This window comes from Algoriphagus winogradskyi (assembly GCF_900182815.1).
GTDB lineage: Bacteria > Bacteroidota > Bacteroidia > Cytophagales > Cyclobacteriaceae > Algoriphagus > Algoriphagus winogradskyi.
Genome location: NZ_FXUA01000001.1, coordinates 396,472 through 422,108, shown reverse-complemented (window position 1 = coordinate 422,108; position 25,637 = coordinate 396,472). Strand labels below are relative to the sequence as shown.

17 protein-coding genes and 1 tRNA gene are annotated in these 25,637 nt (G+C 39.8%); 11 read left to right on the top strand and 7 right to left on the bottom strand.

The window, feature by feature from the left end; genetic code table 11:
* Positions 1 to 392: 392 nt before the first annotated feature.
* Entirely contained in the window at positions 393 to 911 is a 519-nt protein-coding gene (locus QOL76_RS01795; protein WP_283411309.1) for a DUF421 domain-containing protein, read from the top strand.
* An 864-nt stretch (positions 912 to 1,775) separates the two neighbouring features.
* On the top strand, positions 1,776 to 2,231 hold the full coding sequence (locus tag QOL76_RS01790; protein ID WP_283411308.1) for a PA2169 family four-helix-bundle protein: 456 nt from the start codon (positions 1,776 to 1,778) through the stop codon (positions 2,229 to 2,231).
* 92 nt (positions 2,232 to 2,323) lie between these two features.
* Here the strand turns inward: QOL76_RS01790 and QOL76_RS01785 are convergent, their stop codons facing one another.
* From QOL76_RS01785 to QOL76_RS01755, 7 genes are all read right to left on the bottom strand, one after another.
* Positions 2,324 to 4,042, bottom strand: a complete 1,719-nt coding sequence (locus QOL76_RS01785; protein ID WP_283411307.1) for an FAD/NAD(P)-binding protein — start codon at positions 4,040 to 4,042, stop codon at positions 2,324 to 2,326.
* Positions 4,043 to 4,152: 110 nt separating this feature from the next.
* Complete coding sequence (locus tag QOL76_RS01780; protein WP_283411306.1) at positions 4,153 to 4,320, bottom strand: hypothetical protein; 168 nt, start codon at positions 4,318 to 4,320, stop codon at positions 4,153 to 4,155.
* A gap of 26 nt (positions 4,321 to 4,346) precedes the next feature.
* Positions 4,347 to 5,165, bottom strand: coding sequence for an SDR family oxidoreductase (locus QOL76_RS01775; protein WP_283411305.1), 819 nt, complete (start codon positions 5,163 to 5,165; stop codon positions 4,347 to 4,349).
* 61 nt (positions 5,166 to 5,226) lie between these two features.
* Entirely contained in the window at positions 5,227 to 5,751 is a 525-nt protein-coding gene (locus QOL76_RS01770) for a YciE/YciF ferroxidase family protein (protein ID WP_283411304.1), read from the bottom strand.
* Between the two features lie 656 nt (positions 5,752 to 6,407).
* Positions 6,408 to 6,481 (bottom strand) — tRNA-Pro (locus tag QOL76_RS01765).
* 165 nt (positions 6,482 to 6,646) lie between these two features.
* Positions 6,647 to 7,036 carry a hypothetical protein gene (locus QOL76_RS01760; RefSeq protein WP_283411303.1) on the bottom strand — a complete coding sequence of 130 codons (390 nt, stop codon included), beginning with the start codon at positions 7,034 to 7,036 and terminating at the stop codon, positions 6,647 to 6,649.
* A gap of 84 nt (positions 7,037 to 7,120) precedes the next feature.
* A complete protein-coding gene (locus QOL76_RS01755; RefSeq protein ID WP_283411302.1) occupies positions 7,121 to 9,583 on the bottom strand; it encodes a TonB-dependent receptor in 2,463 nt (820 codons plus the stop codon).
* A gap of 417 nt (positions 9,584 to 10,000) precedes the next feature.
* Between QOL76_RS01755 and QOL76_RS01750 the strand changes: the two genes are divergently transcribed.
* From QOL76_RS01750 to QOL76_RS01710, 9 genes are all read left to right on the top strand, one after another.
* A complete protein-coding gene (locus QOL76_RS01750) occupies positions 10,001 to 11,743 on the top strand; it encodes a GMC family oxidoreductase (protein ID WP_283411301.1) in 1,743 nt (580 codons plus the stop codon).
* 3 nt (positions 11,744 to 11,746) lie between these two features.
* Positions 11,747 to 12,454: a gluconate 2-dehydrogenase subunit 3 family protein gene (locus tag QOL76_RS01745; RefSeq protein WP_283411300.1), complete on the top strand. Its 708-nt coding sequence runs from the start codon at positions 11,747 to 11,749 to the stop codon at positions 12,452 to 12,454.
* Between the two features lie 238 nt (positions 12,455 to 12,692).
* Positions 12,693 to 13,328, top strand: a complete 636-nt coding sequence (locus QOL76_RS01740; protein ID WP_283411299.1) for an RNA polymerase sigma factor — start codon at positions 12,693 to 12,695, stop codon at positions 13,326 to 13,328.
* A gap of 3 nt (positions 13,329 to 13,331) precedes the next feature.
* A complete protein-coding gene (locus QOL76_RS01735; RefSeq protein WP_283411298.1) occupies positions 13,332 to 14,378 on the top strand; it encodes a FecR family protein in 1,047 nt (348 codons plus the stop codon).
* Positions 14,379 to 14,538: 160 nt separating this feature from the next.
* On the top strand, positions 14,539 to 17,925 hold the full coding sequence (locus tag QOL76_RS01730; protein WP_283411297.1) for a SusC/RagA family TonB-linked outer membrane protein: 3,387 nt from the start codon (positions 14,539 to 14,541) through the stop codon (positions 17,923 to 17,925).
* A 17-nt stretch (positions 17,926 to 17,942) separates the two neighbouring features.
* A complete protein-coding gene (locus QOL76_RS01725) occupies positions 17,943 to 19,583 on the top strand; it encodes a RagB/SusD family nutrient uptake outer membrane protein (protein WP_283411296.1) in 1,641 nt (546 codons plus the stop codon).
* 127 nt (positions 19,584 to 19,710) lie between these two features.
* Entirely contained in the window at positions 19,711 to 22,317 is a 2,607-nt protein-coding gene (locus QOL76_RS01720) for an alkaline phosphatase D family protein (RefSeq protein ID WP_283411295.1), read from the top strand.
* 124 nt (positions 22,318 to 22,441) lie between these two features.
* Positions 22,442 to 23,995 carry a sulfatase family protein gene (locus tag QOL76_RS01715; protein WP_283411294.1) on the top strand — a complete coding sequence of 518 codons (1,554 nt, stop codon included), beginning with the start codon at positions 22,442 to 22,444 and terminating at the stop codon, positions 23,993 to 23,995.
* 38 nt (positions 23,996 to 24,033) lie between these two features.
* Positions 24,034 to 25,629: a sulfatase family protein gene (locus tag QOL76_RS01710; protein WP_283411293.1), complete on the top strand. Its 1,596-nt coding sequence runs from the start codon at positions 24,034 to 24,036 to the stop codon at positions 25,627 to 25,629.
* Positions 25,630 to 25,637: the final 8 nt, after the last annotated feature.

Sequence of the window (25,637 nt, the reverse complement as noted above, 5' to 3'; positions counted from 1 at the left end):
AAGTAGATTAGTATTTATTTATTTTTTTGAACATTTCCTAGATGTGCTTTTAGCAGTAAGCTAGTTTGTTTAAGAAAACTTTTTCTTTTACATAGGTGTATTAACTTGGCTTACAATGAGTTGATTAGGGGTGTAATCGTTGTTTTTAGGCCCAATATAAATTTCATGTGTAAGGGGAATTTAATGTTACATTTAATTAAAAATTATTTGATTAGCCGTAATTAAGCCAGTTCCTCAGAGGCTTTTCTTATCAGGTTATTAGACCGATACTTCGATTACGCTCAATACAAGTGCCCGTAGCCCGAATTGGCCTCAATTCTTTACTTTAATATCTCGCGCATTGCTTTTGCTTACTTAGTGGAAGCGTTTAGACAAATTAGACAAATATTTATATGGAAACTTTAATTTTTGAAAACTGGGAAAGTACAATAAGAACTGGAATATTAACAATATTGGGTTATCTGGCGATGGTATTTCTGCTCCGAATCTCAGGGAAGAGAACTTTATCCAAAATGAATGCTTTTGACTTTGTGGTCACCATTGCTTTAGGCTCATGTTTAGCCTCTATAGCGTTGAATAAAAACATCACTTTGACAGATGGTGTATTGGCTATTTCGCTGTTTATTTTTATGCAGTTTGTCTTTACTTTCCTGTCTGTTCATATCAAAGGTTTCAGGACTTTGGTGACAAGTAAACCTGTGATAGTTTTTTACAAAGGTGAGTTTTTGGAAAACGAAATGAAGACTCAACGACTCACTTCTGAGGAAGTATTTAATGAGTGTAGGCTAAAGGGATATGCAAATTTAGATGAGGTGTATTTAGTGGTATTGGAGAGTACTGGTGATATTTCGGTCATTGAAAATCAGGAAAAAGGAATAATCAGTACCGTGGATGGACTTGATAAGTTGTGATTTTGTCAGTAAAAATACTGCTAAAAGATTCGCTGAAGGACTTTCTTTGATTGGACCCAGTCAACGCTTACAAGGAAGGTATGGGGCAAGCTTGGTCAGGGTTACTTGAACTGAAGAAAAATCAATAAGGTACAGTGATTTTTCAATATTAATAAATTGAAGAGTAAGTAGGTATGAATGGTTATTTCAGTTGATCCATTCAGATTCAAAAGCAAGGGCCTTAGCGAAATACTGTTTAACTATAGTTCTTATTGAGTTCTCATAGTCGTTGAGAAGGTTAGTCGAACGCTCAAAAAATTTAATGTAAAGGGTATGAAGTGGTTTTTCATCAAGCCTTTCGCCGTAAACCTGAACCCTAACTATTGGATATAGACTTTTTAAGTGTTGTTTCACATCAAACTCACTAATGAATAAGTAGGTAGGGGATGGTAGGGTTTTCATAGTGGCTAGTCTCACATTTGAATGTTTAATTTAGTAAAAAGTAATGATTTTAAGTGATTGATTATCAATGTTTTTTATAAGATTTCTGTATGTAATTAGTACTTGAGTTTCGTGACGTTAAATAGTTTGTATTTAGACGATAAAATGCATTTTGTTTTTAAGGAAGCATTGTGGAATTATTTGGTTATTCAATTCAATACCATAGAATTTCCAGAATACTTTTTTTGCATTAAACTCTACACACTGAGGATTATTTTTCATAGCCACAAACCTCTGAATTAACAGCTACTGTGGAAAACTGGCTGTAATAGACTCATAAAGCGATTTAAAGGGCTCCTTTCGCTATGGCAAATTCTTTGGATGATAATAAATCAATGACACTGGTCATTGACACAAATTATTTAAACCACAAAGCAACCAATTATGAAAACTATCAATGAAGCTGCAGAAATTCTAAATGACCTGGTACAGATCAACAACGATCGTATTGAAGGTTATGAAAAAGCTATTGAAAACCTGAAGCCTGAGGATCAGGATTTGAAACCTCTCTTTCTATCCATGATAGATGAAAGCCGCAAATGCAAAATGGCCTTATCCACTGAACTCAACGTCTTCAGGGAAGATACAGAGGGAAGCAGTACTGCAAGTGGCAAACTTTATAGAGCCTGGATGGATGTTAAGGCTGTGTTTACAGGCCATAACAGAAAAAGCATTTTGGAAAACTGCGAATTCGGTGAGGATGCCGCACAGAAAGCGTATAAAGATGCCGCACAAGATGAGGACTTGCCAGCAAATCTAAAGTCTTTGATTCTGGAGCAAAAGGCAACTTTACGTCAATCACACGACAAAATTAAGCAGCTGCGTGACCAGCAGGCTTAATTGTGATTAAGAATTCACAAAATAAAATCCCGGCAATTTGCTGGGATTTTTTTTATGAATTTTGTCCTACCCAAATTTTCTAATCTTTAACCTTATCTATTTCTATGATAAGGGTCAGTTAGATTATCCAGAATTTTTTGTGAAGCAACTTCACAGAAATCCAGTCCAGAATAGTCAGGATTAAGACCGGATATATAAGGCACGGCCATTACATATATCCTTTTATTTGCCACACCATATTGATTTAAAGGTTGGAAATAGTCGTTGATGGAAATCCCAGGTAAATGCAGGAGGTAAACACCAGAAACATCTTTATGCACTTCCTTATTTCCCTCTTCGAATTCTTGTATGGCATTTTCCTGATCAGCAAAATTAAGATAGGCAGGACTCAGCGTATGGGTATGTATAAGTCCGTTAAATGGTAACTTTTTAAAGTAAAAAGGCATCTGTCCCAAGGCATCGATGAACATTTTGAAATGCTCCTTCTTTTTTTGATTCTTTTTATCGCCATAGCTGTATATACATCCTCCTTTTTCCGAAGGTTTTACTAGGCTGTTCTTATCGACATCCACCAATTCCAGGACCCCTGCATTATGTAGAGCCAATATTTCTCTGGCTGAACTTTGAGGTACAAAAGCTATGATGAGCGAAATTAAGGGTTGGAGAGATCTTTTATACCGCAGCATATCCTCCGCTGAAAAATGCTTGATAGCATAATTGATCACATAGCTTAAATCAGCCAAAGTTTCTTTCCAAATGATGGATTCCTGAGTTTCTATGGACTGCTCCGCTTCCTCATATTCCTGCCTGAATAGCCTCATTGGATCAGTTTTTTTTCGCTTGTCCATCATAAACTCCATAAATTCCTCCATGGCCATTCCCTTGGACTCCTTATACAGATCGGGTTGCTTTTCCTGCAAAATCTTCCTGAAGTTCTGATCATAGACATAATCCAGAGGAATAAAACCCTTATGTTGATTTTTGATGATTTTGATTTCATCTTCTGAGAGAAGATCTGAAGGATCGGGACGTGTGTCTTCCAAATGGATTCTCACACCCGGTAATAGGCCGCCCAATGAGAACAGTTTGATTTTGAACCCTTTACTTTTTTTGCTCAGGTGGTAGGTATAAACTCCATCCGAGCCGTGGGTAAACTTCCCATTAGCTCGAGCCATGGTTCGAACTGCATCAATTGCCGTCAGTGAGGCTCCACGAATGGCTACTTTATAATTAACCTGAAGAGCTAATTTTTCTGGCGGATAGGGGGAATCAAACCATCCTTTCACTTTCTTTTCCTTCTTTCGCGGAAAGGAATGGCCGGTACAGATGATTACCTTATCCAAGGTTAACTTTTCTCCTGATTTCAGGATTACATTTACTTTTTCGGCATTTTCATTATCCAATACGTTAACCACTTCTGAATTTAAATGAACAACCGTCTGAATTCCAGCTTTTTTAGCTTCTTTCTGAAGTAAGTTGAATTGAGCTTCGAGATATTCCCCAAATAGAAGACGCGGGAGAACTTTATATTCATTCAGGCTAATTTCATCCATATCAAATTTCCGAAGCAAAGCCTTGGGAGCCTGAGATATCCAATCTTTTACAGAGGTTTTGATAGACGGGATTTCATTGGATGACACATTCGTGATATGCTCCTTAGAGGCACCATATTTACTATAAGGTAAGCCAGCACCAAGTTTTTCATGTTTCTCAAAAATGTGAACTGTGTAATTACACAGCTTAGCTTCGACTATTCTTTTATACATGAATAGTGCAGCAGGGCCACCACCTAGTAAAGCGATTGTTTGCATTTATACTTCCAAATTTGGGTTTATTATTGGGATGAAAAGTTGAGCAGATTCGACGCCAACTACCTGTGCGGAAATAGGTGAATAAGAAATACTGATGGGAAATGTGATTTTCAATTTCCCTTTTTGCTTTTCTCCCTATTAGGTTGGTCTTCGGTGAATTCTTCTCTGGGCACCTGGTCAGGTACATCTCTCTTTTCTTTTTTGGTGCCAAAGGGAGTCACTTTAATATCCTCTTTATCCTTTGGGATTCTTCGGTTCTTGTCTGAATCAGGTTTCATAATTTTAGGGTTTATGGTTGTTATTTTTAAGTATTAATAATTTCGCCTCCGTTTGGGTGAAGAACCTGCCCAGTCATATAGCTGGACTGCTCAGATGCCAAAAACAAATAACAGGGAGCAACTTCTGAAGGCTGCCCAGGACGATTGAGCGGGACGTCTTTGCCGAATCCATCCACATCTTCCTGGGGAAAAGTAGAAGGAATAAGTGGAGTCCAGATCGGCCCTGGAGCTACGGCATTTACGCGTATTTTTTTGTGTGCAAGATTTGCGGAAAGCGATCGGGTGAAACTTACAATAGCACCCTTTGTGGCAGAGTAATCAATCAATCGTTCATTTCCCTTATATGCGGTCACGGAAGTGGTATTGATGATAGCCGCCCCTTCTTTTAAATGCGGCAGCGCCTCCCTGCATAAATACATATAGGCGAAAATATTGGTTGCAAAAGTTTTCTGAATCTGCTCATCGCTGATGTCAGTAAGCTCATCCTTCGGAAATTGTACAGCGGCGTTGTTTACCAAAATATCCAGGCGTCCATATTCCTTTATTACTTTTGTTATGATTTGCTTCGAATGCTTGCTGTCGGTCAAGTCACCCTTGATCATCATACTTTCCTTGGAGTGCTCTTTTATTTCCCGGAGGGTCTGTTTGGCGTCTTTATCCGAACTATGATAAGAAATGGCAACGTGTGCTCCCTCAATAGCAAAAAGAACTGCTATTGCCTTACCAATACCGCTATCACCACCAGTTATAAGGGCTACTTTGCCTTTCAGAATTCCGGATCCTTTATATCCTTTTTTCAAATACTCGGGCTGGGGATCCATTTCTTTTTCAGAAACTTCTTTCATGTTATAGTTGGTTAGGTAAAAAGTAAATCAAAATATGAGGGGGTAAGCCCTCATATTTTTGTTAAGCTGCTGCAGCTTCTTCATTGATTTCTGAAGTAGCCAATTTGGTCAGTCCTTTGTCAGTTGCTTTCTCTTCATCAAGAGTTTTGCTCAGTAAGGAGGCGGCTTCTTTCAATCCCATCTTCTTTGCAAAGGCAACCAGCGATCCATAGGAAGCAATTTCATAGTGTTCCACCTTTTGACTGGCGATGATGATTCCGGCATCTCTCACCATGGTGTCGGCATCGGTATCCTCCAGAATAGATTCTGCTTCTTTGACTAGGCCGGCCATAGCATCACACTTTTTTGCCTGTGGTTTCAATCCCAGAATTCCAAATACTTCTTCCAGGCGGCTAACATGAGTTTTGGTCTCTTCCAAGTGTTGGTCTATAGCATCAGATAATTTGGAAGAGGTAGCTCCTTTGCTCATTTTAGGTAGGGCTTTTACCAAGTGCTTTTCTGCCCAATAGATATCCTTGATTTCATCGATAAAGAGTTTTTTGAATTTGGATTCCTTTTTCTTCGGTGCTTTTGCTTGAGTTACCATAATGAAATTGGTTAGTTGGTTAAATGTTCATTTCACCCATTCCAATTCAAAGGCCAAGATGTGGTACCTACTGCTTTTCCTTTCAAACTGCTGCTAAAAGTGGGGTGTGGGGTTTTACTGTCCCGCTGGCTCTCCAGGTTGATGAAAGATTTCTACGAGTTGAGAATATTTGTCGCTGAGCAAACACTAGAATACTACTATTTGATCTTATCGGAAAGTATTCGCTGCATTGCCTTTCTAATCTGCGGTAGGAAATTATCTCTATCGTAACACTTAACGTCGAAATCTCATCCTAATACTTTCAGAATATGTATTCTAACTAGTTTTTAGCCAGTTAAATGTGAGCTACCGCTAACCAACCTGATATAACACTGGTTAATTCCGCTAATAAGAAGATTTCTATTTCCCATAAAAGTGCAATGGGCAACCACCTGAAGAAGGAGAGAGTTTCGAAAAATAGATCCTATATCTAGCTGAGTTTCTAGGGCTAAGGATTCACTTTAAACACTTATAATTTTAAAACTATGCCTGATGATCCATAGAACCAGACTTCTAAAGAGAATTAGGTAGTGGCAAAAGTACTAAAGTCTAAAAAACAGAAAAGCCTGTAAATCAGTAGATTTACAGGCTTTTGGTTTCCCTTGGAAGGGTTTCCGTCGGGGTGGCAGGATTCGAACCTACGACCTCCTCGTCCCAAACGAGGCGCGATACCGGGCTACGCTACACCCCGAACTATTAATATTTGATCCATGACTTGCTCTTGAATCGGATGCAAATGTAGTGAAATTTCTTTCTGACAAACACTTTTGAACAAATGAAATTGAAAAAAAACTGATAAAATTTTGATACGTTTTTCACTGGCTTTCCAATAGCCTTGAATATGAGTTAGATAGCCTTAATTGACGATCAAAAGCTCCAAAGTCAGTCTCAGATTTTCTGGGTCAGATTCATCCACCCCTAGTTTATAGGTGTAATAACCTTTTGAAAGAGGGGTTTCTCCCACATAATCGAAAGGTTGAATTCTCAATTCCTCCCCATCTGCCATCAAACTCACAAAGCCATATCTATAGGCAGACTCAAACTCTTTGAAATCTGATTTTTTTCCAGCTTTGACATCACCAAATTCAACTGGCTCAGCTCCAGAGCTAATCAGGATTTCCTTAAAATCTAATCTAGAACTGTTCTCTACGCGAATAAGCACACCTTCTGGGTTTTCAAAATCAGAATCATCAGTGCAGGAAGTAAAAAAGGAAATTGCTAAAAAGAGGGGGAATAGATTTCTCATAGATCAATTTTGGTTATGGCAGCGATATTAAAAAGACGCAATAGTATAGTTAAACGCTACTTTTCAACCAGGAATTATCCCCTCCTAAAATTCCTTCTCGCCAAATTCACTCTTAATGAATTTTGAATTGTTTTTCAGTTTATTGAACGTATAACTGATATTGAACTGGATGACATCCACCTCATAGACATAATTCGTCGTGGTGTAGAATTCACCCTCCCGCCACGTGCTGATTCGCTGCTCATTTGAAGATAGAAGTCCCATGTCTATATTCTGCCATTGCATAGTTGCGCTGAGTCTACCATCCAAGAAGGTTTTTTTGATGTTCAAATTGGGAGACAGAAATCTTGAATCTTCTCCTTGCGCTGTGTTGGTAGGGGAAAGGTAATTCACCGCCAACTGAGCTTCCCAGTTTCTGCCGAAGTTAAAGCTGGTGTTTGCATTGATAGAGTATATCCAGCTTTCAGAGTCGATTGGCTGATTGTCAAATTCCCCTTGAATGGAATAATGGTACACATTTGCACCAGCGAAAATCTGCCACCAATTGGTAGGGTTTAATTCCAATCCTACTTCCAATCCAATTGATTTTCCAGTACCTACATTTGTATAAATCCTATTCAAAATGCTGTCATTATATACAGTGTTGACACGGTTTACCAAGTTTTGGACATTCCTGAAATAGGAGGTAGCCGTAAGAGAATTGCTACCGAAGTTTTTAACAATACCTACTTCAACCAAGTCAATAAACTCCGGCAAAAGTGTAGGATCACCTTGCTCTAGTGTTTCGGAATGCTCCCTCTCTGGAAATGGATTCATCTTGAAAGTAGTCGTTCTCTCAACTCGCTTGGAATAGGAGGTTTTTAGCTGCAATTCCTCATTGATAGAATATTGCAAACTCGCAGACGGATACAGCTTGACAAAGTCATACAGATATGTCGTATCCACTGTACCTGCTTTGTCTGTCAAGTCTAATGTTCTATCCATGATTTCCACCCTTGCGCCAGCCGCATAGCTCCATTTGCCTTTAGTTCCTGATAATTGCCCATACGCAGAATGCAGAATTCTATTCAAATCAACCGTACTCGAGAACTCAGGAACCAATTCAAATTCACCGGTTTCATTGTTTTTCCGCTCATAGACAAAGTCTCCGGTATGATTTAGATACCTGTATTGATATCCAAATTCCAGTGTTCCAAAGTCTTTTGGCGCTGCTTTGTAATCAATTTGAAGGCGTGTCCCATGGAGCGGGTTGTCGTTCGTGTTATATTCGTCTTGATATATAATACTTGTGTCGGGATAGCCTAGATTGCGGTTGATAGTCGGGCCTCCTAGCATGGTGTACTCGTAAAGGAAAGAGCCTGAGATTTGAGATTTATTTTGGAAGGTATGCTTGTAATCTAGGCTTCCTAATACGAAATCACCTCGTCGGATTCTCAAGTTTTCATTGTAATACTGCAACGTATACAATCGCTCTCCATTGACCTCCGCATGATTATCGTAATAAAGTATATCGGCTGTTCGGTCAGCGGTCTTTTTACCTGCATAAAATCCTATGCTGAAATCATTTGATTCATTAGGGGTAAATCCTAGCGTGAATCTTCCAGCGTAGGTTTTTGCATCTGTGCTTCTTTCTCCATCTGAAGGGAAATAAGTAGTGGTATCCCCGCTTATCGTATAGACATTACCTTCACGTCTTCCATTGATATCATTCCTCTGAAAGCTTCCTCCGAGAGAAAGGTCCCATTTGCCTTTTTTATGGTTAATAGTGAAATCGGCACCATAGCGCTGCGGCTTGTCTTTGTTATCATAAGGTTCAATACTTGGCGCACCGATTTTGGTATTGACCTGCACAAAGGTACCGTCGGTCAAACCTTTTTTGGTAATGATATTGATAATGCCAGCTTTTCCTTCCGGGTCATATTTGGCGGAAGGAGAGGTGACCAATTCTATTTTTTCAACTGCATTTGCAGGAAGTTGAGAAAGGAGCGTTTCAGGACTTGATTGGGTGGGTTTACCATTGATCATTACCACAAATCCAGTGGTGCCTCTTACAGATATTTCGCCTTGTGCATTTATGCTTACCGAAGGGAGGTTTCTCAAAACGTCAGACGCAGTTCCCCCTTGGCTGGTGAGAAAATTGTCTGAGTTATAAACTTGACGATCCACTTGATTCATCGTAGTGAATTTTCTTCCAGAAACTTCTACCTCAGCGAGTAATTGCTGATCGGGGCTAAGAAATATGTTTCCTAGATCCTGAATTTGATTTTTCAGTAAAGTGATTTCTGGAATTACTTTGGTGTCATACCCTAAAAATTGAGCCTGTAGATAGTAATTACCTGGTTTCAAGTTGTTTATAGTGAATGTCCCGTCTTGGTCAGACACTACGCCAGCGACCAGTGTACTATCTTTGCTTTGGTGAATCGCTACACTGGCATATTCCAGCGGATTGTTTTCCGATTGATCTATAAGCCTTCCCTTAACTCCAGTTTGAGAAAAAGAAGGTTTGCTTAGGAGGATAAGAAAAATTAGAAATGATAATTTGTTCATTGAAATGCTACCCATTATTAAAGCGACAAAATTGTACTAAACATATTTATTTGAATAGCCATTTAAATAATAATCGGCCCGAATTTGTGAATTTGATAAAACTAAAAATTTTTAAAAGGGTGAATTCTCATTTATAAAAAAATCGAAGAAGTTTCTAAAGTAATCTTAAAGCCTAGTATTAGCTATTTTAAGTCCATTACTAGTTGATTATCAGGAATTAATAGTCTAATTTTTTCGAAAAATACTTGCTGAATCCGCGGGATTATTTTTCTGGAGGAAGGCGGAATATCAAAAACGCAAAGTTTGTAAGGAAATATTTTTGTTAATTTAAGAATGAAAGGGCTGTGTTGAAGGATTTCGGTTAAAAGACTTCTCTTTCTATAAGTTGAATCAGATCAATAAAGTAAATTCTATCTAATGAGTTTTCAAATCAAAAATTCCGGTGAAGCCTACGACGTAATTATTGTGGGTTCTGGAGCTGGAGGCGGAATGGCCTCTAAAATTCTTTCCGAAGCAGGATTATCTGTAGCCGTTGTGGAAGCAGGAGGTGACTTTGATCCAGCAAAAGAGGAAGATCGTACGCAGTTAAGACCACCTTGGGAATCTCCAAGAAGAGGCGCAGGTACTCGAATTCGTCCTTTTGGCGATTTTGATGCAGCGATCGGTGGTTGGGATATCGATGGAGAACCTTACACTCGAAAAAATGGAACTGAGTTCGATTGGTTCAGATCTAGAATGGTAGGAGGAAGAACTAACCACTGGGGAAGGATTTCTTTGCGCTTTGGACCAAATGATTTCAAACGTGCCAGTATTGATGGACTAGGTCACGATTGGCCAATAGGTTATGATGATCTTAAGCCGTATTATGATAAAGTAGATAAGCTGATTGGTGTTTTTGGTACCAAAGAGGGGATATATAATGAGCCGGATGGCTTTTTTCTTCCACCTCCTAAACCAAGACTACATGAACTTTACATGAAAAAAGGAGCAGATAAAGTGGGGATCCCTATGATTCCTTCCCGACTATCAATGCTTACGCGTCCTATCAGTAAAGAAAGAGGAGTTTGTTTTTTCTGTAGTCAGTGTAATCGAGCTTGCCAAGTTCATGCAGATTTTTCTGCGGGCACTTGCTTGGTTCATCCTGCAATGAAAAAAGGTAAAGTTGACCTTTACACGCATTCCATGGTTAGAAAAGTAACCACAGACGAAAGCGGGAAAGCAACTGGAGTATCTTTTGTGAGCAAAGAAGACATGAAGGAATACAAACTGAAATCAAGAGTAGTCGTACTTGGGGCTTCAGCATGTGAATCTGCGCGAATCATGATGAATTCCAAATCAAAATCCCATCCTGATGGGATAGGCAATAGCTCAGGAATGGTAGGTAGATACCTGCATGATTCCACTGGCACTGACCGTATGGCGATTGTCCCAAGTATGATGGATCGTCAACGCTATAACGAAGACGGTGTAGGTGGATTACACATGTACACACCTTGGTGGGGAGACAATAAGAAATTAGATTTTGCAAGAGGATATCATATTGAATACTGGGGCGGAATGGGCCAACCAGCCTACGGAACCGGTGGAAGTATGGATTCGATGAGAAAATACATCAAGGACGAATTTGGTGAACCAAGTCCCAACGGTGGCTATGGTGTTGGGTTGAAGAAGGACATCCGAAAAATCTACGGTTCTACTATGGGTATGTCAGGCAGAGGAGAAAGTGTACCTATGTATGATAATTACTGTGAGATAGATCCAAATACGGTAGATAAATATGGTATTCCTGTTCTTAGATTTAATTACAACTGGACAGATCAGGAAGTGAAGCAAGCAAAACATATGCATGATACGTTTGAAGAGATCTTGACTGAGGCAGGTGGGATTCTACTTGGCTCTAAGCCAGGTCCAGAGACTAAATACGGTCTTTTGGCACCAGGGAGAATTATACACGAAGTAGGTACTACCCGAATGGGCAATGATGCTGCCACATCAGTTCTGAATTCCAATTGTCAGGCGCATGATTGTGATAACCTATTTGTAGTAGATGCTGGGCCGTTTGTGTCTCAGGCAGATAAAAACCCAACCTGGACCATTTTGGCTCTTGCTTGGAGAACTTCCGATTATATAGTAGGTGAATTGAAAAAGAAAAATATCTAAACCATGAACAGAAGAGAAAACCTTAAATTACTCTTTACCGGCTCTGTCGGTACAGGTTTATTATTGGCAGGGTGTTCACCTGAGGAGCAAGCAATCCCAGAAAATGCATTATTGGCAGGTGGGACCATAGGAGGAAGAACTGCAGAAGAAAAGCAACGTGATCAAGAGTTACTATCTGAAACTTTTTTCACTGAAGATGAGCGCAAGAAACTAAGCACGCTAGTCGATATAATTATGCCGAAGGATGATGAATCTCCTGCTGCTACAGAAGTGGGAGTAGTGGACTTCATGGAGTTCATGATGAAAGATCAGCCTGGCAACCAAACACGCATGCGAGGTGGTCTGATGTGGCTGGATTTTGAAGCTGACGAGAAATTCGGTAAGTCATTTAACGAGCTAAGTGAATCAGAAGTCATTACAATTGTAGATGAAGTGGCTTGGCCAGACAGTGCAAAGCCTGAATATGAAGGAGGAGTTCGTTGGTTCAATATGCTTCGAAACCTTACTTGCTCAGGATATTTCTCTACCCCTGAGGGTTGGAAATACATGGGTTATGTAGGAAATACTCCAAATGCCTGGGACGGTGTGCCTCAAGAAGTGATGGATAAGCACGGTGTTAAGTTGGAAGAAAAGTATATTCCGCAATACCTAAAGCCAGAAGATCGTGGTACCATTATTCAATGGGATGATGAAGGAAATATCATAGGCTAATCCATAAATAGGAATATGATTTTATATAAAACCAATGGGTGCAAACTCATTGGTTTTTTTATGGAGTTTAATTGAGCTTTTTTGCCGAATGATTCGCTTTGGAACCATTTAATTTAAGCTATCAATTGGTATTTCTCTCAAATTCCCACCATTTGAGAAAATTAATAAAATATTATGGGGTCATTTTGACCATTTGCATACTCTTAATTTTAGAATCGGGATAGATCTCCAATTTTCAATGAACAAAAACCCAAAAGAGCAGTCTAATTCTATTTTCATACCTCCAAATCATTTAGAAACTTTCAAAGTTTTTGAGAAAAAAGCTGATTGTGACATTTGGGAGGCTTTCAATAAGGGGGATGAAATGGCTTTTAATTATCTGTACAGAATTTATGTACAGGACCTCTATCGCTTTGGGTGCCAGTATTCCCGTGATTATAGTTTGGTAAAAGACAGCATTCAGAATCTCTTTATTTATTTAAGAAAAAAGAGGGGGGAACTTAATGAGGTAACCCACATCAAAGGGTATCTATTCAGATCATTACAACGGGAAATAATTAAGAATATCAAAGCCAATGCATCAATAGAGGATTTTGAGGATAATTTTCTGGAATCTCATTTTCAAATTGAGGTGTCTCCTGAGGTTAGTTTTATTCAAAATGAATCAAATGATGCTAGGAAAAAGCAAGTTCAACTAGCATTAAATCAACTGACTACCAAGCAACGAAAAGCGATCCTTTTGTTTTACGAGGAAGAATTAAGCTACAAGGAGATTGCTGAAATTATGAATTTCAGTGAAACCAAAACTGCCAGAAAGCTAATTTATAGAGCCTTGTCCAAATTGAAGGAATTTGTTAAACCAACGCGTAATTAACCAATGTCTAAAAATATAAGTCAAAAGAAATATGAGGATTATGAGTTGGAGGACTTTCTCACCGATGAGTTTTTTACTCAGTGGGTGAAATCACCCAACGAGAATAATTCTCACTTCTGGGAGAAATGGTTGAATTCCAACCATAAAAAAAGTGACTTGGTAAGGAAGGCTGCTGGGTTTATAAGATCAATTCAATACCAGGAGAACGCGGAGCTTTCCAATGAAGATTATATTGAGGTTTTTGAGAATATTTTAAAAGGAGATTTATCCGCCACGCCTATAAAATCGAAAAATTCAAATTCTACTAAATGGTATTCTTTTTTTTCGATTCGTTGGGCTGCAGCTATAGTATTGATTGTTTTCTGTAGTTGGGCCCTTTTCGAATCCAAAATTTATTCAGATGGAGAAGCTTCAGAGGTGGTTTGGGTCACAAAGGTGAATGCAGCTGGGAAAAAGACTATTATCCACCTAAGTGATGGTACCTCTATACACCTCAATTCGAATTCTAAAATTTCCTATCCTGAAAATTTTTCAGATTCGCTTCGGATAGTATCTATAGAAGGAGAAGCATTCTTTGATGTAATTAAAGAAGAGAGGCCATTTATAGTGGAATTGCAAAATGCCAAAATCGAAGTGCTCGGCACTACTTTCAATGTTAATAACACCAATGAGGATAAAGTGGAAATAGCATTAGTTTCTGGCAAGGTTAAAGTAAATGACAACATAGGAAATCAGATAATGTTGGCGCCAACTGAAATGATAGTCTTGGAGAAAAATGGACAATTTTCTAAGAAGAAATTTGATCTCAGATCAATTACTGGCTGGAAAGACAAGTATCTAATATTTACTGAAGATGATTTTGATACTGTGATCCAGAAAATCGAGCGCTGGTATGGAGTAGATATCACAGCAGCAGGGGAGTTCAAAGAACACTGGGCCTATACTGGACAATATCATGATGAGTCCTTGGAAAATGTATTGGAGGGAATAGCCCAGACATCAAAGATCAGCTATTCTATCAATGGTAAGAAAGTAGAAATAACAAAGTAACCCAAATGAAAAAACCTATGAGAATGATACACAGTCCTTAAAAAAAGGCAGAAGAAATTCTGGGGAGAACTTCTATCTGCCTAATTCTAATTGCCTGTAGTAGCGCTAACCATTTCAGGCAAAAATTCAAGTAAATCATCACTTAAATCATAACAATAGTATGAAAAAAAATATACGGGGACAACTCATTATGTTATCGAAACGATTGCTTTACGGGTTTATTCTTCAGCTGCTTTTTTGCACTGTATTGCTTGCTAATACTGGAAATGCACAGAGGAAAAATATCGAAAAGATCAAAGTTGGGGTGAGTGTGGAAAACACTGCTCTTGAGAAAGTTTTTAAGCAAGTCGAGGCCCAGACCGGATTAGCATTTACTTACAACACTACAAAAGTGGATGTGAAGCAGAAAATTGACCTTAATGTTAAGGACAAAACGGTTTATGATCTTCTCTTGGATTTGAGTAAGGATACTGGACTCAGATTTATTCAGATAAACGACAATATTCATGTTCGCCCTTTTCAGCCAGGAGTTCTGAAAGGGGTAAGTATAAAGGATTCTGAAGCAATTGATGTCACAGGTAAAGTGATAGATGTCAATGGGGTAGGAATACCTGGGGTTACTATTATAGTCGAAGGCACTACCGTAGGAACTGTGACGGATATCGATGGTAATTATTCTGTAGAAGCCCAGCCGGGGAATGTATTGGTCTTTTCATTCATTGGTTACGCAAATCAAAAAGTGACAATTGATAACCAAACTACGGTGAATATCACTCTTCTCGAGGATGAGAAAGCATTAGATGAAATTGTAGTGGTAGGGTATGGAGAGCAGAAGAAAGCAGACGTTATTGGAGCGGTTTCTCAGTTGTCTTCGGATAATATTGAAAACAGGCAGGTAACAAATACATCTAGTGTCCTTACAGGACAGGTTCCTGGAGTGACAGTAATTCAAAGAGGTGGACGGCCGGGATCTAGTGGAGGGACAATTAACATACGAGGAGTTGGTTCTTTCGGAGCAGGCACAAATCCGCTAATTCTGATTGATGGGATTCCAACAAACAGTTTTAATGATATAAATCCAAATGATATTGAATCAATCTCTGTACTAAAGGATGCTTCATCTGCCGCTATTTATGGAGCTAGAGCAGCCAACGGAGTGATCTTGGTGACTACTAAAACTGGCGGGAGCGAAAAAGTACAAATCACATATAATGGCTACGTAGGTTTTCAAAAAGCCACCCAATACCCTGATTTTGTTAATTCTTGGGAGTTTGCAGAGCTATATAATGAAGCTGAGGGAAGTGAAGTATATACTGCTGAAGATATTCAAAAATATAGAGATGGTAGCGATCTGGACAATTATCCTAATTCCGATTTTATAGGACAAATTCTGACTGAAACACCTGTTCAGACTTCGAGTAATTTCACCATTAATGGAGGCTCCAAAACTAGCAAGTACAACTTGTCATTTGGATATTTATACCAAGATGGACTGGTCATCAAGAATGATTATTCTAGGTACAATGTGCGATTGAATATGGAGAATGATCTTAGTTCTAAGCTGAAGTTAACCTCCAGAATTTCTTTAATAAATTCTGTGACAAATGAACCTGCGCCACCTGCGACGATTGATATTTCGGATGTAAATGGAATTATTGGTCAATCAATCAGATTCCCGGCTATCTATGTAGATAGATACAGTAACGGTGATTATGGTCTTGGGGTAGTGGGTAAAGGTACTCCGGTATCGTATCTAAACAATGATTCCTTCTACAAGGCTAAAAACTTCGATGTCAATGCCAATTTGAAACTGGATTATCAGCTTGCGAAATCTTTCAAAGTTTCACTTATAGGGGCATATAACCAAACTACATTTGATGATAAGCGCCTATTGGCAACTCAGGTATTAAATCCAAATATCACCTTAGGACCAAATGAGCTTAGTATAAATAATGAAAAAAACACATACAAAACCATTCAGGTAGTTGCCAATTATGATAAGGTTTTCGGACTTCATAAACTTAGTGTTTTGGGTGGATATTCTTATGAGGACAATTTGAATGAATTTACTTATGCCTATAGAAATAATTTGGCTAACAATGATTTGACTCAATTGAATGTAGGGGCTCCTGACAATCAGAAAAACAATGGAAGTGCCTCCGAGTGGGCGCTGATGTCAGTATTTGGGAGAGTAAAGTATGATTACATTGAAAAGTACCTATTTGAAGCCACCATGCGATATGATGGTTCTTCCCGTTTCCCTACAGATGAGAAGTTTGCCTTTTTCCCTTCAGCAGCAGTTGGCTGGAGAATCTCAGAAGAAAATTTCCTGAAGGATAAAACCAATTGGCTTGACGACCTGAAACTGAAAGCTTCCTTTGGTATTCTAGGGAATCAGAACATCGGAAATTACCCGTATCAAAACACATTAAATCTAGGTCAGAATTACCCTTTTGGTGGAGTAATTAATACTGGTGTCACTAGAAATGTAATCACAGATCCTACTTTACATTGGGAAAGTACGCGTACCACTGATGTTGGTTTTGATTTAAGTTTACTACAAGGCAAAATCAATTTTGGAGCGACTTATTTCAACCGATTCACATATGACATCCTAAATAGTCCAAGTTCCAGTGTTTCTAGCATTGTTGGGTTTGGGTTGTCTCAGCAGAATTCTGGTGAGCTGAGAAATTCAGGATTTGAATTAGTATTGGATTATCGCCATGCCGGGGAGAATTTTAATTTTCGGGCAGGAGGTAATTTGACACTAGTCAACAATGAAGTGATAGACCTTGGAGTTGGAAATATTTTCCAACCAAATGGGCTAATAGGAAATGGAAGTAGCCTCTTTATAGGCTATCCAATGAATATTTACTATGGATATCAGGCAGAGGGTTTGTTTGTGGATGAGGAGGATGTCGCAAACTGGGCTGACATGAAATCAATCAATCCAAATGCAAAACCTGGAGATATTCGCTACAAAGACATCAGTGGGCCAGACGGAGTGCCAGATGGTGTGGTGAATGCTACTTACGACAGAACTGTATTGGGTAGCCAAATCCCTAAGTATAATTATGGATTGAACTTGGGTGCAGACTTTAAGGGATTTGATATTAGTATGCTCATTCAAGGAGTTGCAGGAGTAAAAGGCAACCTGTCAGGCGATGCTGGATATGCTTTCAACAATCAAGGAGGAGTTCAGACTTGGCAGATGGAAGAGCGTTGGACAGAAGAAAATCCTGATCGAAATGCAGGATATCCTAGGCTGGAATTTATTTCAAACTCAGGAACTCCCAATACCCTTATGTCCTCCTTCTGGACACTTAATGGCTCTTATGTAAAGCTCCGAAATATACAATTAGGGTACAGTCTTCCAGTGCCAGCTCTTGATAAATTAAAAATTTCAAGATTAAGAATGTATGTGAGTGCTGAGAACATTCTCACTTTCAGCAATTACAGAAAAGGATGGGATCCTGAGGTAAATACAGCGAGAGCTTATTACCCTATACTAGCCAATTACACCTTTGGAGTGAACTTACAGTTTTAATTAAAATACAACTTGTAATGAAAAACATTAAATATATATATAGCTATATCAGTTTCATTTTGCTGAGTAGTGTGCTTTGGAGCTGCGTGGATCAGTTGGATAAGTCTCCCTTGGACAGTTTCGATAATGCTACTTTTTGGAGTAATGAAGCCAATGCTGAGTTGGCATTGACGGGTGTTTATAGAGGAGGAATAGTTCAAAATGGTACCACTGTAAATCCTTCTAACTGGTGGGCATACGATGGATTGCTGTTTATGGAATTTGCATCCGACAACGCATATGATAGAAGGGGAGATAATTCCGCATTTCATCGCTTGTCAAACGGAACACTTACTTCTAGCATTAATATTCTGAATTCCTATTGGTCCTCATCCTACAAGAATATTGCGAATTGCAATTTTTTCTTGGAGAATGTTGATCAGGTACCAATGGATGAATTAAAGAAGGAAAGAATGAAATCCGAAGTCCGTTTCTTGAGAGCTGCCCAATACTATTACATGTCACAGTTTTGGGGCTCTGTACCTTTGGTAGAAAGAACACTAAGTCCTGAAGAAGCAAATACTGTAACCAAAGCTCCCAAAGCTGAAGTTGTGGCTTTTGTGTTGAGTGAATTTGCAGATATCCTAGAGTACCTTCCGAGTCATGCCGAATTGCCCTCTGCACAAAGGGGACGGGCTACTAAGCAAACGGTTTTGGCATTTCAGGGAAGATTGCAATTATCAGAGAAGATGTTCGGTGATGCAGTCGATACTTATGCGGAAATTATAGAAATGGGAGAGAATATAATAGATCCGGATTATGCAGGACTATTTCTAAAATCCAATGAAGATAGTAACGAGATAATTTTCAGTACCCAATTCATAGATAACCTAGCTGCAAATGGAATGCTTCAACATTTTTTTCCTGCTCTTGCTGGTGGATGGCATATTTTCAATCCATTAGGTAGTATGGTGGAGTCTTATGACTTTACAGATGGTAGCGAATTTTCATTTGATAGTCCTCTTTACGACCCCAACAACATAGCTGCAAATAGAGATCCTAGATTGAAAGCCTCTGTATTGTATGATGGATCTACATTCAAGGGAACCTATATCACTCATCCGGATTCAGCTTCTTCACCAGATCAATTGGGGGCCGGAAAGCAGACTACTCAAACTGGCTTTGGATTGAAGAAATTTGCTGATGAAAGCTTCTCAGGCAATCTTACCAATTATGGGGGCAATCTTCCCATCATACGTTATGCTGAGGTGTTATTGAGTTACTTGGAAGCAAAAATAGAAGCAGGTCATGCTATCAGTCAGGCAGATTTGGACGGGACAATAAATTTGGTTCGTGCAAGAGCATCTGTAAATATGCCTCCAATCACGATAACAGAACCAGCTGCTTTAAGGGAAATTCTAAGAAAGGAACGAAGAGTCGAGTTAGCCTTTGAAGGAATTCGGTATTGGGATTTGTTGAGATGGGATATTGCCAAAGATGTACTGAAAGCTGATTTTTATGGAGCTTCATTTCCTGGGGCCAATAAAAAAAGATTAAAAAATGGACAACCAGATCCCTATAGCCGCTGGTTTGTAACCACAAGATCATTCCGAGATGGAGTGGACAATACATGGCCTATACCTCAAAGCGAGGTAAATATCAATCCTGCACTCGAATAGGTATTTCTTTACCCCTTATTTAAGATTAAACCCTTTCAAGGCAAAGCTGCTCCACTTAGCTTTGTTTTGAAAGGTTTTATTGATTTTCCAAATCATCTTTATCCATAAATAATCATCCTCTTATACTATGAAACGCCGATCCGCGGTCAAGGCAATGGCCTTAACCACCCTTTCTACACCATTTTTCTTTTCCCAAGGATTTACCAGCATTAAAAAATTACTATCAACTGAAGCTTCAGGATTTAAAAGTAACTGGGAAAATTGGCCTGATATGAAGTGGGTTGGACCGGAGTTTTGGGGGAACCGATTGCAGGATTGGGAAATAGTAAGTGGTAAAGCTTTATGCAATGTTTCCGGACCTAATCGTGCTCTGCATATCTTGACACATCAATTAGGAACTGACAATAGGAATTTTCAGGAGTCAGTATTAATTGATTGGAGTAATCAAACTCTGGCAGGAAATGTAGCTGCTTATGCTGGTTTTAGACTTGGCGCAAAAGGCGTTTTCGATGATTATCGGTCAGCGGCTGTCTTTGGAAAAGGACTGGATGCTGGTATCACTGGCTCAGGTAATCTGATGATAGGAGATAAGTTGAGCGAAGAAAAATTAGATTTATCAAATTCGATTTCTTTGTCTCTAAATGCAGAATTTAACCAAGGGAATTACTCACTGACTCTGACTGGATCATCTGGCAAAAATCTTGTTTCATTAACTTTAGATGAGGTTTCTCCTCAGATGTTAGTAGGGAATTTGGCTTTGGTGGCTCATTGCCCAAAAAAGGAAGAGTCCTCAGATACTATTGCTACCTTCTCAGACTGGGTTTTTCAAGGCGAAAAGATTGTAGAATCAGCTAACCAAGTCTATGGGCCAATATTTTTCGCTCAATACACGCTTCATAAAAACACGCTTAAGTTAACAGCTCAGCTGGCTCCACTTGAGCTAATCTCAAACCTAAATGTTAAGCTTCAGCTTAAAAAAGGATCTACTTGGGAAACGGTTCAAACTTCCCCACTTGATCCAAATGGAAGAATTGCCAAATTCAGAATAGATGATTGGAATCAGCAGGAAATGATTCCTCATCGGGTTCATATTGAAGTGCCTTTAAAAGATAAAAGTCAAGAGTTCAATTATTATGGACAAATCGCTGCACAACCGGCTACTAATGAAAATCTGAAAGTTGCAGTATTTAGCTGCAATGCTGATCATGGTTTTCCGGATCAGGAGGTAGCCTTACATGTGGAGAAACACAGGCCAGACATGGCTTTCTTCCTTGGTGATCAGTTCTATGAGGGGACTGGAGGATTTGGAATTCAAACCAGCCCGCTTGAAAAGTCCTATCTGGATTACCTACACAAATGGTATATGTTCGGCTGGTCATACCGCGATATTTTCAGAACCATCCCGGCAGCTATTATACCGGATGATCATGATGTCTATCATGGTAATGTCTGGGGTGAAGGCGGAAAGCATGCGCCATCTGACGAAGGATGGGGATATGTGGCCCAGGATCAAGGTGGCTACAAAATGCCACCCGAATGGGTGAATATGATTCAAGATTGCCAGACAAGTCATCTTCCAGATGCTTTTGACCCCACTCCTGTGAAGCAGGGAATTAATGTGTATTACACAGACTGGGAATACGGAGGAGTGAGTTTTGCGATTTTGGAAGATAGAAAATTCAAATCAGCCCCTAAAAATGTCTTGCCTGAAGAAGCCAAGGTTATGAATGGATTTATTCAGAATCCTGACTTTGATATCAAAAAGCACTACGATATAGATGCTGAATTATTAGGAAAGAGACAATTGAATTTTCTGGAAAACTGGGCTTCACAATGGGATTCGGGCGTGCAAATGAAAGCTGTTTTATCTCAGACAAATTTCTGCACTGTGGCAACCTTGCCTGAAGGAAGTATCATTGATAGCATAGTGCCAAGTTTGCCTACGCCAGAGAAAGGTGAGTATGTACCTGGGGATGCGCCTACTACGGATATGGATTCCAATGGCTGGCCGCAAAAAGGAAGGGATGAAGCGGTACGAATCATCCGAAAGGCTTTTGCGCTGCACATTGCGGGAGATCAGCACCTGGCAAGTACAGTGCAATATGGGGTTGATGAATACCGGGATTCAGGGTTTGCATTTGCGGGACCTGCTCTGAATAATCTTTGGCCGAGACGCTGGTGGCCTCAAGTCCCAGAAGGCCATGAGCCTTTTCCTGGAGGCACCAAAAACACAGGTGATTTCGAAGATGGATTTGGAAACAAGATGACTGTCATGGCAGTAGCCAACCCGTACAAATCAGGTTATGAACCAGCAAGAATTTACGATAGAGGTACAGGATACGGTATTATCACTTTTGATAAGAATGAGCGCACCATGAAGATCGAATGCTGGCCAAGGAATGTTGACCCTATTGCCAATCCGGAGGGACAGTATGATGGTTGGCCGCTGACAGTTTCGCAAAAGGATAACTATGCAAGAAAAGCAGTTGGCTATCTCAGTACATTGAATTTAGAGAAGGTTGAGAATCCACTGGTTTCTGTCTATAACGAATCAACTGGAGAATTGGAATACGCTCTCCCGGTTAATACCAATAACTTTCAACCGAAGGTATTTTCGGACGATAAGTATAGAGTGGAAGTAAAGGATCAGAATAAAGGTAGAATGAAGACATTTGCAGGTCTTGTGATTCAAACTGATATTCAAGAAACGATTCAGGTGAACCTGGCTGAATAAAATAGTGATCAAGGTCCCTTTGAGACTTACTTCATTATTCAGGATTATAAAAATATTGAATATCGAATGATGAATTGGGAATGTCGAAGTTTTAAGAATTTTAAGGATACATAAATAATATACCATGAGTTTTAAGCGTAGTCTATTACTTGGATTAACGGGTGTTTCACTTTTTTGGAGCTGTAGTGCTCCCAAGGAAGAAACAAATGAAGCAGAGGCTAAAAAGCCAAATATCGTCATCATCTACATGGATGATTTGGGCTATGGAGACATGAGTGCTTATGGCGCCACAGAGCTGTCGACGCCTAATATGGACAAGTTGGCCAATGGAGGAATTCGATTCACCAATGGATATGCGACTTCGGCTACCTGTACTCCAAGTAGGTACGCCTTACTTACAGGTGTTTATCCATGGAGAAATAAGGATGCTAAAATCCTTCCCGGCACAGCTCCTTTATTGATCAGCACATCCCAGATGACTGTTCCAAAAATGTTGAAAGGCCAGGGATATGAAACTGCTGTGGTGGGCAAATGGCACTTGGGTCTAGGTAATGGAGATGTGAATTGGAATGAACACATCAGTCCAAGTCCAAATGAAGTTGGTTTCGACTATAGCTACATTTTGGCAGCGACCCAGGATCGAGTTCCGACAGTTTATATAGAGAATGGAGATGTAGTAAATCTGGATCCAAATGATCCTATCGAGGTGAGTTATGAAAAGAATTTCGAAGGCGAGCCTACAGGAAAGGACAACCCAGAGTTGACCACGATGAAGTGGCACCACGGGCATAACAACAGCATCGTGAATGGGATTCCGAGAATCGGATTCATGAAAGGTGGCGAAGCTGCCAAGTGGTCTGATGTGGATATGGCGGATCATTTTTTGGAAAAAGCTCAAAGCTATGTCAAGTCACATAAGGATGGTCCATTCTTCCTTTACTATGCATTTCAGCAACCTCATGTGCCAAGAACTCCAAACCCTAGATTTGTAGGGAAATCAGGTATGGGACCGAGGGGAGACGTGATTTTGGAAGCGGATTGGATGATCGGCGAGTTTATGAAAACCATGGAAGAGGAGGGTTTACTTGAGAACACCTTAATAATTTTCAGCTCTGATAATGGTCCGGTTTTGAATGATGGATATTATGACGATGCGGTAGAAAAACTTGGTGATCATACACCGGCAGGACCTTTAAGAGGAGGTAAATACAGTTTGTTTGAAGCAGGTACCCGCGTCCCATTTATGGTTTATTGGAAAGGGAAAATTCAACCTCAGGTTTCTGATGCCTTGGTTTGTCAAGTTGATTTCTTAGCTTCTTTGGCTGCTTTGACAGGAAGTACGGATTCAGCTGAAGATAGCCAAAACTTGTTGCCTGCTTTCATGGGTGAGGAAAAAGTTGGTAGATCCGAATTGATGCTGGAAGCCACCGGAAGAACAGCGCTTAGAAAAGGAGAGTGGATTATGATTCCTCCTTACAAAGGTGCTGCGAAAATTGCGACGGTAAATATTGAGATTGGAAATGATCCTAATTATCAGCTTTACAATCTCACTAACGATATTGGTCAGGTTAATAATGTAGCAGAATCAAACCCTGAGAAGTTGGAAGAAATGATAGCTGACTATAAAGCGATTCGTGGAGATTTGAATTCAGATGTGCAGGAAGTGGTTTTGAAGTAATGTTCGCTTAAATTAAAATCCGTTAATCCATTGTGCATATGAGAATGAATCGAAGTTTGGGAATACTGGTGTTGGTGATTTCTGCATCTTTTTTTTCCTGTGCATCTGAGGAGGAATCCAATACTTCGAAGCGCCCAAATATTCTCTTTGCGATCATGGATGATGCTTCTTTTCCTCATATGGGAGCTTACGGGACCAAATGGGTTAGCACTCCAGCTTTCGATTATGTGGCAAAAGAAGGCTTATTATTTATGAATGCCTACACGCCAAACGCGAAGTGTGCTCCTTCGAGAGCTGCTATTTTAACTGGACGAAATTCCTGGCAATTGGAGGAAGCGGCAAATCATTCGCCTGATTTCCCAGCAAAATTTACCACGTTTATGGAGCAGTTGATCAGCAGCGGTTACCATGGTGGGCATACGGCAAAAGGCTGGGCGCCAGGAAATCCGGGAGAAATAAATGGGGAAAGGAGAGAGTTAACAGGTCCCGCTTTTAACAAGTACAAAACTGAAGCGCCTACTTCCCAGATTAACGGGAATGATTACGCTAAAAACTTTGCGGACTTTTTGGATCAAAAGGAAGGTGAACAGCCTTTTGTGTTTTGGTATGGTTCCACCGAGCCTCACCGAGCTTATGAGTACCAGTCAGGTCTGAGCAAGGGAAATAAGAAGTTGGAAGACATTGATGTAATTCCCCCTTTTTGGCCAGATACAGATACCGTGCGCACGGATATGCTGGATTATGCCTATGAAATAGCGTATTTCGACCAGCATCTTCAGCGCATGATTGATGAACTGGAACGAAGAGGAGAACTGGCTAATACGATTATAGTTGTCACCGCAGATAATGGAATGCCATTTCCAAGGATCAAAGGCCAGGAATATGAGTATTCCAATCATCTTCCACTGGCGATCATGTGGCAAGATGGAATTGCAAAGTCGGGAAGAATCATTGATGATTTTATCAGTTTCATAGATTTCGCCCCTACATTTCTAGATGTTGCTGAAGTCCTAACTGACTCAGTGAAAATGGCTGCGATTACTGGTAAAAGCCTTTTGGATATTTTCAAAAGTGAGGAAGCTGGGCAAGTGGATTCAGCTAGAGATCATGTATTAATTGGTAAAGAGCGGCATGATGTAGGTCGGCCCGATGATCAGGGCTATCCGATTCGAGGCATAGTGACAGCCGACTACATTTACCTGCATAATTTTGAAACAGACAGATGGCCAGCTGGAAATCCTGAGACAGGCTATTTGAACACTGATGGTAGCCCGACCAAAACCCAGATTTTGAATGAGCGAAGAGCTAATCAGACTTCTGTGAACTGGGAATTATCATTTGGGAAGAGACCAGCTGAGGAGCTATTTAAAAGAGTTTCTGATCCATTTGCTATGCAAAATCTTGCGATTCACCCTGAATATCAGATGATCAAAGCGCAGTTGAAAGAGCGATTGTTTGAAGAATTGAGAGGACAAAATGACCCTAGAATGTTTGGTAAAGGGCATATTTTTGATGAGTATCCTTATTCTGGTGATGCTTCCAAGGATTTCTATAATCGCTACATGAAGGGTGAAAAAATGAATGCTGGCTGGGTGAACAAATCAGATTTTGAGAAGGATTTTCAAGAAAAGTAATGATACTG

Excerpts from the sequence above, each read along its gene's own strand:
- QOL76_RS01755 (WP_283411302.1), bottom strand. The coding sequence starts at position 9,583 with ATGAACAAATTATCATTTCTAATTTTTCTTATCCTCCTAAGCAAACCT.
- QOL76_RS01715 (WP_283411294.1), top strand. The coding sequence starts at position 22,442 with ATGAGTTTTAAGCGTAGTCTATTACTTGGATTAACGGGTGTTTCACTT.
- QOL76_RS01770 (WP_283411304.1), bottom strand. The coding sequence starts at position 5,751 with ATGGTAACTCAAGCAAAAGCACCGAAGAAAAAGGAATCCAAATTCAAA.
- QOL76_RS01790 (WP_283411308.1), top strand. The coding sequence starts at position 1,776 with ATGAAAACTATCAATGAAGCTGCAGAAATTCTAAATGACCTGGTACAG.
- QOL76_RS01795 (WP_283411309.1), top strand. The coding sequence starts at position 393 with ATGGAAACTTTAATTTTTGAAAACTGGGAAAGTACAATAAGAACTGGA.
- QOL76_RS01775 (WP_283411305.1), bottom strand. The coding sequence starts at position 5,165 with ATGAAAGAAGTTTCTGAAAAAGAAATGGATCCCCAGCCCGAGTATTTG.
- QOL76_RS01710 (WP_283411293.1), top strand. The coding sequence starts at position 24,034 with ATGAGAATGAATCGAAGTTTGGGAATACTGGTGTTGGTGATTTCTGCA.
- QOL76_RS01745 (WP_283411300.1), top strand. The coding sequence starts at position 11,747 with ATGAACAGAAGAGAAAACCTTAAATTACTCTTTACCGGCTCTGTCGGT.
- QOL76_RS01725 (WP_283411296.1), top strand. The coding sequence starts at position 17,943 with ATGAAAAACATTAAATATATATATAGCTATATCAGTTTCATTTTGCTG.
- QOL76_RS01735 (WP_283411298.1), top strand. The coding sequence starts at position 13,332 with ATGTCTAAAAATATAAGTCAAAAGAAATATGAGGATTATGAGTTGGAG.
- QOL76_RS01750 (WP_283411301.1), top strand. The coding sequence starts at position 10,001 with ATGAGTTTTCAAATCAAAAATTCCGGTGAAGCCTACGACGTAATTATT.
- QOL76_RS01760 (WP_283411303.1), bottom strand. The coding sequence starts at position 7,036 with ATGAGAAATCTATTCCCCCTCTTTTTAGCAATTTCCTTTTTTACTTCC.
- QOL76_RS01740 (WP_283411299.1), top strand. The coding sequence starts at position 12,693 with ATGAACAAAAACCCAAAAGAGCAGTCTAATTCTATTTTCATACCTCCA.
- QOL76_RS01720 (WP_283411295.1), top strand. The coding sequence starts at position 19,711 with ATGAAACGCCGATCCGCGGTCAAGGCAATGGCCTTAACCACCCTTTCT.
- QOL76_RS01730 (WP_283411297.1), top strand. The coding sequence starts at position 14,539 with ATGAAAAAAAATATACGGGGACAACTCATTATGTTATCGAAACGATTG.
- QOL76_RS01780 (WP_283411306.1), bottom strand. The coding sequence starts at position 4,320 with ATGAAACCTGATTCAGACAAGAACCGAAGAATCCCAAAGGATAAAGAG.
- QOL76_RS01785 (WP_283411307.1), bottom strand. The coding sequence starts at position 4,042 with ATGCAAACAATCGCTTTACTAGGTGGTGGCCCTGCTGCACTATTCATG.